Here is a 13021-nt window from a genome sequence, read left to right on the forward strand (position 1 = left end):
TATTTTGGTGAATCAAGCACTTGCTCAGAAAATGCGATATTTGAAACGTGTTTGGCTACAGCGCCAATGAAGTGCTTCTTCAGAAGTCTAAAAGCCGAATAGAACACAGTAACCTGACTCCCAATCATTCTGATCGGTGATATTAGGAATACTCTAAAACTGTGGCCAATTTTAGTTGACCACGTCAACCTTTACATTACTCCCATGGAAATTGGCCGGTTTGCAGGTAGCGCCTGATATGTTGAATCGTTTCCTGATCACTAAAGACTTCTTTGTTGGCTTTTAAGGCCAGAGGTTTCGCAGACTGAATATTATCAGTCAAATCGCTGATATATCGTTTATAACGACTGATGGCGATCTTGTTCATTTTTTTAAAACGAGAAAGATACTGTTGTAACATCCGCAAACTATCCGATTCACATTCATCAACCAGACCCCACTGCTTAGCCAGCTCTGCTGAAATCGGTTTCGTCATCAGAGTAAGGTGATGTGCTTTCTGGAAAGAGGTTCGTCTTGTCAGAAATGGGAAAACACAGGCGGGCATCAGTCCAAAAAGAAGCTCAGATAAACTGAACTGAGCCCCAGAATCAGAAATAACAATATCGCAACACGCAACGAAACCGATTCCGCCCGCGTTCACCCGACCACACACATGAGCGATGGTAATGAACGGGCCTGTCGCCATTAATGTCCATAAATCATAGAGCTGTTCCGGCATTGATTCATGAAGTCTTCTTTCTTCGTCCGATCCGGTTATGGAATCCAGATCGCCACCGAGACAAAAAACTTCCGGCAATCCCTCAAGCACAATAACGGTAATACTTCGTTCAAGACAAAGCGCCAGCACCTCGTAACATTCATGAATCATCTTGTGATTAATCGTGTTGTGAGCGTCAGGGCGATACAACTGGAGATAGCATACAGAACCTTCAGATCGAACTCTTATTGTTTGATACGCTTCAACCATTGGTGACCTCTGGCGTCACATCCGTCAGAGAAAAATACCCTTTGTAACCTTCCATATAGACGACGGCCCTGATCCCAAACAGTAGTCTGGCGATACTGCGGGTCACAAATATGTCGTCATAACCAGCAACACGCACTCTGGTCCCAATCGGATGTCGATGATTCCATGCTTCAACAGCTTTATTCGGCGTCAAAGCCTCTGAATTGAGAGCAACTGACTCTGGCTCCCGTTTTTGTATTATGTCCGGGATAACTCTGTTACGCCTCCGCCTCGGCTTTTCGTCACCGGCCTGTATTGCCTTCACCATTTTGGTCAAAATGTCTCCGCCACCAATTTCAATCAATTCCGTCTCTCCTTGATCCAGAAGATACCGAATACTTTGTGTCCACTTGACGGGATGAGTGATCTGATCGGCCAGCGACTGATGTATATTTTCCGGCTTTTGCGGTTGTGCAGAAACATTGGAAACAACTGGGATTTCAGGCGCAGAAAATTTAAATTGATTGAGAAAGTCGAAGAACTCAGCTCTGGCATTGCCCATATAGCGTGAATGGAATGCGCCACTGGTGTTGAGGGGAATAAACATTGCCCCTGCCTTTTCAAATATAGGTTGTGCGACCTCCAGATCGGCGTTCAATCCCGACAACACTGTCTGCATCGGGCTGTTATAGTTTGCGATATCAATATCAGTCAGGTTGTTTTCAATCAGGCACCGTTCAACTTCATCTGCGCCCAGCCGAATAATAGCGGCCATTGCTCCGCCAACGGATTTACTCATCAACTCCCCTCTTCTTTTAACCAGGGAAAGTCCGTCAGAAAAGCTCATCACTCCGGCAGCCTGAAGGGCGTTATATTCTCCCAGGCTGTGTCCAGCAAGAAAGTCCGGTTCCCTCCCCCCTTGTTGCAGATGTTGCCGGTATAGTAAAGCGTTGACCACATATAAAGCTGGCTGAGTATATTGGGTATTATTCAGTTGATTGTCCGGGTCTTCAAGACACAGCTTCTTAATGGAATAACCGAGAATCTCATCGGCTTGCGCAACCAGGTCCGGAAAATCATCAAAAGCGTTTTTTCCCATTCCTTTGCTTTGCGAGCCCTGACCGGGAAATAAGTATGTGGTCATCGTCAGATTCCTTTTCCTAATGTAGATGATAGCGTTCCGTTAACTTCAGGCCCGGCAAAAATCACAGATGTGTTGATACCGCCGAATCCAAAAGAGTTGCTCAATGAATAATGAATTTGAGCCGGTTCAGATTGAGGGCCTGCCAGCATGCAGTCGCCATCTACTGGGTTAACTAAGTTAAGATTTGGATGAATAAACCCGTTCTGCATCTGCAGGATTGTGCTGATGGCCTCCACAACTCCCGCGCTATACAGGCAGTGTCCCGTCAGCCCTTTGGTGGAATTGATCCATGGACTTTCGTCGCCTGAACCAAAGATAGCTTTAATTGAACACAGCTCCGTTTTGTCGCCAAGCGGAGTGGAAGTGCCGTGGGCATTAATATAGTTAACCTTCCGTGCGTCTATTCCAGCCCAACGCAGTGTCTCTTTCATGACACGGATCTGGCCTTCCATCGACGGATTTGCCTGTCGGTTGGCGTCAAGGCAGATTTTGCCCATCAGCATGACCGCCAATGGCGCTATTCCCCGAGCCTGAGCGCTTTGCCGGCTTTCAAGAATAAGACAAGCGCTGCTCTGCCCCGGTATAAAACCGTCATGTCCGCTGTCAAAAGGCCGGCAGGCAAGTGCCGGATTTCCGATATCACCAGTTCCACCCAATGCGGCGATCTTTTCGAAACCCTGAAAGAGCATCGGGGATAGTTCCGATACCGGACCTACCACTAATGCGACATCTGACTCCCCTGACAGAATGAGTTGAAACGCCTTAATGAGTGCTACGTTGCCACTGGCCGAGGCTCCACCTGTCGTCAGTCCTTCACCCTTAATTGAAAAAACTTCGCTTAAAGTCCCGACCTGATCAGTATCCATTGAATGAAGGATGAAGCGTGGCGGCAGGTATTCAGGGGAATCTTCATAGGTTTGATGCAATTCGGCTATGTAGTCGTTAGTCAAATTGTTCCCAGCAACAACAACACTCACCCTGTCTGCTTCTACGACATGCTCCGATAACCCAGCCTGCAACCAAGCATCCATTGCTGACAAAATGGATGCTTGAATGGCGGTTGGAGCCCTCCGGCCGACATTGAACGCTTTCTCTTTCAATGCGGCTGGAATCGACTCCCGAGAACTCAGTTGCTCTTTGAAGTCAAAATCTTGCAAAAAAGAACCGACGACTTGCATGTGTTCGGATCCGTAAACAACCGTCTTAGTGGAAAAGTTTGTGCGGCCTGATTTTAGCGCCGCCAAGAAATCTGTAATGTTGGGGGCAATACTGGAAAATATCCCCATTCCTGTTACCACAACAGACATCTTTCATCTCCTTAGGCTGATTCGTGCAAATGCTTGTGAAACAGATCTACCAAGCCAGCAAGATTGTCGATTTTGGCTAATGATTGCAGAGGGACCTTGATTCCAAGATCTTCCATTGAAAAAGTAACAACTTCCATCCGGTCGATAGAGTTGGCGCCAAGCTCTACAAGACTGCCATCCAAGCGAATCTGTTCGCGGGGAATTTGCGGAAAAATCTCTTCAATATTGTTTATGATGACATCAAAAATTGCGCTCTTATCCATGTGAATTCCTTTTTACTGTGATCTATTAAATTCGTGGTGACTTCAACGATAGAATATGTGCTTCGAGTTGTTGGCGTATGGTCTCGGGTATGGGTCCTGGTTTCTTTGTCTTGTAATCAAAATGAACAATGGTCGTCTGGCCAATTGCACACAGCACATCGTTTTGTACTAGCCTCTGTACAACTGTGAGAGATGAATTTCCAATCTTCTTGATGCCTGTCGAAATCTGCACATCATTTTCATAACGTATCTCATTGCTAAACTCGATCTCATATTTCACTGTAATCAAATTAGCCTTGGATAATTCTCGCCCTGGCATAAACAATTCAAATATCGGATCCCTGGCCTTCTCAAACCACACAGGAAGAACCGTGTTATTAATATGCCCCATGGCATCGGTTTCCGAATATCTCGGGGATAAATCGTAGTAATACATCACCGTAATCCTTCAACGTGGGTTCAAGTCCACTGGTATTTGCGATGGTAGTCTTCAATACCAACAAGGGCTAACAGGCCTTTGCCCGCCATCGTTTTCTCATAAATTTTCTTAAACGGTGTAAGATCAACGAATCGATCTTTGATACCAAACGTCCATTCCGAATTCAGTTTCAGCAATAACTCATATTCTTCCGTACTCAGGGGGTATCGCTGCTCAAGACGTTCCTTTATTTTCATTTCAGCGAGTTTTTCCTTTGCAAAAGGTAGGATAACTCCACTAAAAAACTCCGAAGAACATCCCGAGCCGTATGAAAACATGCCGACGCGTTTTTCATCGTCAAAGTCAGCATTATCGATGATGCCACATAAGGCAAAATACAAAGTGGCGGAATAGACATTACCGACATCCTGGCAATAGGTCAGTGAAGGTTTGACCCGTTCCATAAAGTCAATGTCTATCTCATTGGGTTTGGTACGATAGAGGGAACGCATCACTTTCCGATGAGCGCCTTTGACCATCCCGCAAAATGGTGTATGAAAAGCCAAATAGTCAAAGGTATGGCGAAAATCAGAATTTTCGACTTTCTCTTCATATCGTTTGTAACAATTTTCCAGACAATCAAGATAAGAAAGTAAAGACAAGTCAGGATTTCCCGTTTCCAGTTCCGTCTCCGGCCGACATGTATCCATGACTTCATAGCTGTGCTGGCCTATTGCACCAAAATCTATTTCCAGTATTTGCGGATTATCGCTTACCAGCATAGCAACAGCACCGATCGATTGTGTCGGCTCCGCGTAGTTCAGGTTTGCATGGCGTGCGATATCGGTTGCAATCACCAACACCTTACCACCGGGTGACACTCCGGACGCCACATAGTTAACGGCTTGCTGCAGTGCGGCCGTCCCTCCATAACAGGCTTGCTTTACTTCAAATACCCGGCAAGCATTATTCAGATTGAGATAGTCATGGATGTACGTACTGATTGATTTCCCAAAATCAACGCCGGATTCAGTCGAGGTAATGACCATCTCGATCCGGTCCTTCTCTGCATCCGACATATTTCTAATCAGTTTTATAGCGGCATTCACGCCACAGGTGACCGCATCTTCATTCGGCAAGCCAACTGATTTCTTATTCATCATGAGATTGTCAAATCGATCGATTTGCAGATCTCTCTGTTTAAAAATCGTTAAAACGTCCATGCAGGTGACACCAGCATAGAGATTGATTGCCTCAATACCTACTCTCATTCCATCTTCCTTATTTGGCTTTGTTTTATTCAATTTTGATTGATCAGTCGCGTGGAATTAAAAGTTAATCCACATTCTCATGCGCCAATTCTCCAAACGGTATCTCTTTACGGCGAGAGATGAAGCGATGAAGTGTCTCATTGAATTCTCGGTGATGAGTAACACAGGCAAAATGCCCGGCACCTTCTATGCTGTACAACTGGCTTCCAGACACTAAATCGTGCATGGTGTTGTTCACTTCCCGGGTACTCAGCCTGTCTCCGGCTCCGCTAATCATCAGCGTGGGAACTTTGATGTCTTTCAATATTTCCCGAGTGGAGGTTTTGGTAAAGCTATCGATATAAATTAAGGCGTCAACTGAATTCAGGCTGATACTGTCTTTAATGAACAAGTAGTCCTTGTGAAGCTTCTCATTTTCTTTCATGGACTGTTCATTGAATTCCAGCCACAGCTCACCTCCGAACGATATGATACCTCCAGCAATTGGGTCTGTCGGGCTGAACCTGTCTTTGAGCTCATAAAAGCCGTTAGCGATTGTCAGCGTGTTCACCATTGCGCTGTGCCTGGCCGTCAGGCATTGGGCAATCTGACTTCCATAGGATGTCCCTACCACATCAACAGGCTCATGGATATTCATTGCTTTTAGCACCTGAACGAAGTATTGCGCAATTTTTGAGGGAGAAACATCATCACTAGCGTCACTTTTACCGTGGGCAGGTGGATGAATAATAATAATGCGGTGGTGAGCAACAAAATATTCTAATTGGCGAAGCCACAATTGAGCCGTCATGCCAAACCCGGGGATGAACAATAATGGACTGCCCTGTCCCATAGTGATGACTTCCAGCTTTATCTCAGGGGAGACCGAAATATTCTGAATTTGACTTTTCACCGGGAGCCTCTGTAGGAGCATCGCTAGCGTGGCCCGCCCTTCTTCGGCCGGTGACGAGTTATTTGGCACCTGTCTGGAAGATTCGTTGAATCGACGGCTTAACATAGAGCCGAGATTACCGCGATATTTCTCGCACAAATAACTTGCCACCGCATCGATTGTTGGATGTTCAAAAAACAATGTCCCCGGGAGGTCATTGAAGTCATTTTCCAGCGAACGGGTGAGTTCCATCACCATCATCGAGTCCATACCATAGGAAGATAAATGCTTCGTTGTATCTATGGAATCTGTAGGGATCCGAGACTTTTCAGCGAAAAGTTGTAATAGCGTTTCCCGGACGGACTGAAATGTGTCAGGAGTGAAACTGCCGCTGACCTGCAATGATGCCTGAGGCACTTCTTCCAAAGCCTGCAGATTAAATTGATTGATCAATTTGTGCTTGTGCCCATAGAGCACAACCAAACGACTGAGACCGCTCATTAATCCATAATTCAACGCCTTCAAGCCTTCAGAAGCAGGCATCGGTAACAATCCCAAGTTCTGTTCAATCCACTCCAATTGGGCTGCCGCCAATGTCATTCCGCCATCTCGCCATAGTGGCCAGTTGATGGATAAAGTGGCGCCAGAGCGCTTACCCCCTTCGACTTGTGAATTTCGATATGTGGCAAAGCTATCCAAAAAACCATTGGCATAGGCATAGTCGGTTTGGCCGGCATTTCCCACTACACTGGCAAGCGAAGAGGACATAACAAAGAAATCCAATGCATGATCCGCGGTGAGCTCATCAAGTAGCACTGCACCTACCGCTTTGGGATTGATCACACTGGCAGTGGTTGTCAACGGCTTATTGATCAGATAGTTATCGTCGGTGCGACCCGCACAATGAAATATGCCATTGAGCTGACCGAAGCACTCTTGCACTGCAGACAGCATTTGACTGACACTATCCCGATGACTGAAATCGGTTCTGAAGTATCTGGCGCTCCCCCCCTTGCTCTCTAATTCATGAATCACTTTGAGCTTATCTTCATCTATCGGAGAGCTTCCCGCCAAAACCAGACGAACATCACCGTGGGCAGCGAGATAACGAGCTAAAATCACGCCCAACTTTCCCATGCCACCGGTAATGAGATAAACGCCTCCGTGTTTGATGGGTGAATTGTCGTATGAATCAGGCTGCTGACAAATCACACTATCGGTGACTACATCGAATTGCCTCAAATATTCCTGTTTGCGGCACCCCGCTTCAATGCATATATCGTCTGTATCTGACCTGGAAAATTCGGCCAGGATTGTCTCTATAGCAAGAGAGTTTTCGGTAACCCCTTGAAAATGCACATATCGGCATTGCAGCAGAAGAGATTCCTTGGACAAAGACCTGAGTAAAGACAAGATCGCCTTACTCCATGGGCTAATGGTCTTGTTCATGTCGACACAAATAATCTGTGTTTCCTTGCCGACCTTGGATACCAACCCCTTGAATAACCTGAACACTCTTTCAAATATCCATCCACCAGGATTTTCAGAAGTCGCGGGCATCGTCAATAAAATACATGAAGGTAAAGTCTTCTCTGCCAGAAGTTCTTCAATACACGAGTGAATCTCATCGCTATCCTTGAAGCTGAATTGTGCTGCCGTGATACGATCCTGGATTATTCCTTCTCCCATTTGCCAATGAAGAACGTGAGGGGAGCCGTTATTTTCGGGAGGCAATCTTCCGGATATCACGCTGTACTGACCAATATCAATAGCCAGAACAGATGGAACATGATCAAAGGAGCCTCCTATCGATTCTAACGAATCACTCACGACCGGCTGACTGACACTTTGGGCAAGGATCAACTCTGCCGTCGTCTGTTCGCCCCCCTTCAGCTCTCCCTGCTCTGGTGTTTCATGCCATAACCGGACGCAGAACTCCGTTAATTCGGCCAATATTCGCCCATCACCCGCGATAAGCGTGATATTAAACTGCAAGAGGCTATCATCCTGAGCAGCAAAGCTCTGAATACGTTCGCTCAGGGCGTAACATGGCTCGTTCACCGGTGCATAAATGCAGATCTGACCGAGCGAAAATGGAAGATAGAGACGGTTGGATAAGTCGCCCGACACGAGTGAAGTTATTGTCTGTAAAGCGCCATCCATGATTGAAGGATGCAGGTAGAAACCTTTGGATGAAGAATGGATTCCAGAAGGGATATCCAGTTGTCCGAGAGCTTGTTCACTGCTAAACCAGACTTTACGCAAAGGACGGAAAGCGGGCCCCAAGTGTAGTCCTCGAAGTCCAAATTGATGATAGATGGCATCATGTTCAAGCACCTGATTGAAGCTTTCTAGCAGCGTCTCCAGCCTGATGAGATTCGGAGTTGAATTTGAACTCTCGGTATGAAGAACAGTCCCTTTGCAATAGAAGCTCTCTCCTGAATGCAACTCAAAATAGTGGGATTGTGCTGCCTCGTCTTTGACTCGAATTGAGCAGTCTACCGCCAGATTTTGATCACGAATCACGATCGGCTGTCCCCACATGATATTTTTCATCACAGAGACATTCAGTCCGGCATCTTCGGCGGAACAACGCGCCATTTCAAGGTGAGCAACCCCAGGCAGAATCTTATCCTCCCCTACCCGGTGATCGGCAAAAAAGAACTCGCTCCCGGTAAATTCAATCTTGTATTGAGGCTGAGCTCCTGTAGCGCAATGATGACCAAGCATGGGATTTCGGGAAGCTTCAGTATATTCTTCGATATTTACTGGCCAATAAATTGTCCGATCGAAGTCAGGGCATGGCAAAGGCGTTCGGCAGCCGTTAGGTTCTAATTGATGGCGTTGCCAGTCAATGATATTTCCCGCGTGCCAGAATGCTGCCAATGTCAGGAGTTTTTCATCCCTCGATAAATCTTCTAATATGGGCTGGCCATCTTCACTGACTGGAATCGATTTTAAATCAATCGACTTTATTTCAGAGACCTGCCCCTCCCTCAGGTAATGATCTATCTTTCCAATAAGTTCGGCCTTTGATGACACAATAAAGTGTAGGCGAGATGGTAACTGTGGGCGGCCACACAATAAGGTGAATGCCAGATCGGCAAGCGTGGATTCAGCGCCATAAATGGCGACTTCAGAATTTGTCAGATATTCCCTGATGTTTTTCAGATACTGCGTTAGTTGATTTTTGGTACCCGCCGAAAGCACGATCAGGCTACGCTCTGAACGATGGTTTGAAGGTGGTGCCGGTCGGCTATATTCCTGAAGAACCAAATGAACATTGACACCACCGTATCCAAAGTTATGCAGACTGGCCACAGTGGGATGACTCGTCGACGACTTCCAAGGGTGTGTCTGGGATGGAAAGTAAAACGGTCCCTTATCCATTGAAAAATAGGGTCGGCATTCACTTGCGTGCAACATGGGCGGTATCTGTTGATTCTTCATCGCGAGCAAAACCTTAATCATGGCAACCACTCCGGAAGCTGTTTCCAGATGCCCGATATTCCCTTTGATGCTTCCTATGCCGATTGATTTCCCTGGAGCCTCGTTCGAATCAAACACTTCGTGATAGGCACTTAGCTCTGCTGAATCTCCCATCACATTACCTGCGCCCTGAGCTTCAATATACGAGGCTTGCGAGGGCGATATGCCAGCATCGGCGTAGGCGTCGCGAATCACCTGTGCCTGCATCTTGGGATTCGGGGTTGTCAGTGAGGCTCCGTGTCCGCCATGCCGGACAGCGCTGCCTTTGATCACAGCGTACACAAAGTCGCCGTCTGCCAGGGCTCGAGAAAGTGGTTTTAACAGAACCGCTCCGGCACCTTCACCACTCAGGTAGCCGCTAGCCGTCTGGTCAAAGGAACGAACGGTACTTTCGTTACTGAGAAGCCCCATTTTTCTATTTGATATAAATGTGGTCGGACTGAGAATCAGATTCACGCCACCTGCCACCGCCTGGTCACATTCGCCCGATGAAATGGCTTTCACTGCCTTATGAATCGCCAGAGACGAACTTGAACATGCGGAATCAATGGCCAGGCTTTCCCCCGTCCAGCCGTAGATGTAGGAAACTCGATTCGCTAAAATCGCATGCGTATTTCCGGTATTGGCATAACCATGTGTTCGGTCGTTGCTGTCTGCAATGAGATTGGCGTAATCAAACCGAGCAACCCCCACATAAACACCGGTATGACTACCGTTCATTGCATCTCGACTGTATCCGGCATTTTGCAGACACTGCTCAACGACTTCGAGAAAGATCCGCTGTTGGGGATCCATCAGTCTGGCTTCGCTGGGAGAAATATTAAAATACAGAGGATCAAATAGCGCAGCCCCCCTGATAAACCCCCCGTGGTTACAATCGGTATTGTCGCTATGGGTCAAGGGGTCTCCGTAGATTTTCCTCCAGTCCCATCGCTCCTTCGGCACCAGACTGATCATGCTTTGACCTTCTTTCAATTGGTGCCAAAAATCGACAATGCTTTTGCTACCCGGAAAACGACCGGCGAGACCTATTATGGCAATCTCGTCAGTCTTTCTATTCAGGTTTTCTCTTTTCTGCTGTAGATTCGTCTGCCCAGCCTTCCAATTTTCCCGGTTGTCTTGCTGGGTATGCACCACATCTTGTGCTAACTCTTTTGCTAAATATGCAGACAGAGCGGAAACGGTTGGATACTCAATAAATATTGAAGGGGCAACGGCCAGATCCTTGTATCGCCGGTTAATATCGTTCGCCAGACGGGTCAGCGAAATGGAGTCAAAGCCAAGCGCCACAAAAGGTGTATTCAGGTTTTCCTGAGTGATATCGACCTTGAGAAGCTCATAGATCGTATTGCTCAGCCACGACACAAGAGCCGGATTATTCTCAATATTCGTTTCGCTTACTTCCACCGGACCTTCTGTATTTTTTGAGTCTGTCGACGGTAAACCTTGGTCAAATGTCGGCTTTTGATGCTTTGCAACGATTTCTACGGCCAGTTTGTCAAGCGTGGTGTGCTGCAAAAACGCTGCTGGGCTTAATTTAACGCTAGGAAAGCGTTGATTGATCCGATTAGCCAGCCTGGTCAATGTGATGGAATCGAAGCCCAGAGCTAACCAGGGCTGCTGCGTGCTTAAAGTGCCTGGGTCAATTTTCAAAATATCGAAGACTAGCTCTTTTAAGACTGATTTTACGTCTTCATCGATATCGCCATCTCGCCCCCCTTCGGCTACGTGTTGTTGTTCCCCATTGATTACAGAAAGAGCAAGATTCAGCTCATTTGAATCAATCTGATGCGTATTGTGTAAATGCATCAGAGACGACTGACCCAGCCTGCTCAGCAAGACATATTTGTATTTCTCAATCTCAGGCGTAATAAAGTTCGGAGGACAGGTTCTTGCCTTCACATCATCAATATATTGCCTTGCTTGAGGCCATGGGTTTGGGCCCTGTAACCTGAATAGGGAGGGATAAGAAGGTATATTGAGAAGCTCCCAGTAGAGAGACCAGTTTTCATGGGGATCAGGAAATGCACCGAATTTTTCAGCAAGGGATATCGGGTAAAGTTCGTCGATATTGACGCCCTCCCAACGTTCCAGAGCGCTCAACATCACATCCCGCGTGGGCGGCTCCACCTCTCCACTGAGTATATGGCTGAACCATCTGGACTGTAATTCAGTGACAGGGAAGATATTGGTTGTCGCTCTTCTGACCGGCTTGCAGACATTGCCGATGTAAGCCAATTTAGGAAAATCTGGGTGAAAGACGCCTTCATACAAGCCCTCTTCAATAGCGAGTTCTGGAAGGAAATCAGGTGAAGAAAAACGGTAGCCCGTACAAAAAACAATTGCATCGACGATCTGGCTTGATCCATCAACGTAGTAAACCGTGTCGCCTTCAATGCGACTCAGTGCGGGCTTGATATCAATGTCTCCCTTTGCAACCTTACTGACGACATTATCATTGATATGCAGCACACTATTCTGATGTGAGTGATCCGGCATCAATCCACTCTCTTCAAAATCCCTCATGAAATCAGGCATACTGGCACGCCATTTTTTCAGGACTTCATCTCGTGGAACCTTGCTGAGTACAGCCCTGCGAATAGGGCTAACGGTGCAATCATTGGGTATGAAACCGACGATACGGGGCATAATCCAGTTTTTCCTGCGCAAGCTCCAACTGACTTGCTCAGAGGTCTCGGCTGCTTCAGCGACAATATCCATACCGCTGACACCGTTTCCAACAATAAGAACACGCTTTCCTTTGAGGATGTTTGTATCGTGATAATTGCTGGAGTGGATGATCTCACCGGTAAAGCGCTCTAAACCACTGACACCAGGTAACAAGGGGGACCAGTAACAACCAGAACAAATGGCAACTGCATCATACTTCTCTTTTAATTCCGAATTAAAATCCGAGCTAAATACGACGTCCCACCGGGAGCCATCGTAAGTCAGTCGTTTCACTTCATGGCGATATCGTATCAATGGTTTCAATGTAAAAGCCTCTGCATAACGATGGAGGTAGCGATTCACATCTTTGACCGTTGGAAACGTATCAGCCTCCTCCTCAAACGGAAAATCCGAGAAGTGGCTAGTAAATTTGGAGCTTTGAAAACGCGTACTTTTGTAGGCACCGCCAGCATGGCCAGGGCGAAAAACCCAAATACCTCCAAGTTCATCCGTCTTTTCGAAAACTGTCACCCGATGTCCATTTTCGGTAAGGCATTTAGCGGCTGCCAAACCCGCAGGGCCCGCGCCAATGACCAATACGCTGCATGATTGTCTGTTTGATTCCATGATGACTCACTCCCT

7 protein-coding genes are annotated in these 13021 nt (G+C 46.9%); all 7 read right to left on the reverse strand.

Features of this window, described 5'->3' with window-relative positions:
* Positions 1–196: 196 nt before the first annotated feature.
* Positions 197–967 carry an enoyl-CoA hydratase/isomerase gene (locus Q4579_RS07740; protein ID WP_303563004.1) on the reverse strand — a complete coding sequence of 257 codons (771 nt, stop codon included), beginning with the start codon at positions 965–967 and terminating at the stop codon, positions 197–199.
* Positions 960–2090 carry an ACP S-malonyltransferase gene (gene fabD, locus Q4579_RS07745; protein ID WP_303563005.1) on the reverse strand — a complete coding sequence of 377 codons (1131 nt, stop codon included), beginning with the start codon at positions 2088–2090 and terminating at the stop codon, positions 960–962. Before fabD ends, Q4579_RS07740 begins: the two co-directional genes overlap by 8 nt.
* 2 nt (positions 2091–2092) lie before the next feature.
* Complete coding sequence (locus tag Q4579_RS07750) at positions 2093–3397, reverse strand: beta-ketoacyl synthase N-terminal-like domain-containing protein (RefSeq protein ID WP_303563007.1); 1305 nt, start codon at positions 3395–3397, stop codon at positions 2093–2095.
* An 11-nt stretch (positions 3398–3408) separates the two neighbouring features.
* The gene (locus tag Q4579_RS07755) at positions 3409–3660 is read right to left on the reverse strand and encodes an acyl carrier protein (protein WP_303563008.1); all 252 of its coding nucleotides are present in this window, start codon (positions 3658–3660) and stop codon (positions 3409–3411) included.
* 25 nt (positions 3661–3685) lie between these two features.
* Positions 3686–4096, reverse strand: a complete 411-nt coding sequence (locus Q4579_RS07760) for a thioesterase family protein (protein WP_303563010.1) — start codon at positions 4094–4096, stop codon at positions 3686–3688.
* Positions 4097–4119: 23 nt separating this feature from the next.
* Positions 4120–5349, reverse strand: coding sequence for a hydroxymethylglutaryl-CoA synthase family protein (locus Q4579_RS07765; protein WP_303563012.1), 1230 nt, complete (start codon positions 5347–5349; stop codon positions 4120–4122).
* Between the two features lie 64 nt (positions 5350–5413).
* Complete coding sequence (locus Q4579_RS07770; RefSeq protein ID WP_303563013.1) at positions 5414–13006, reverse strand: alpha/beta fold hydrolase; 7593 nt, start codon at positions 13004–13006, stop codon at positions 5414–5416.
* Positions 13007–13021: the final 15 nt, after the last annotated feature.

Origin of the sequence: Photobacterium sp. 1_MG-2023 (assembly GCF_030547945.1) — a bacterium.
Taxonomy (GTDB): Bacteria; Pseudomonadota; Gammaproteobacteria; order Enterobacterales; family Vibrionaceae; genus Photobacterium.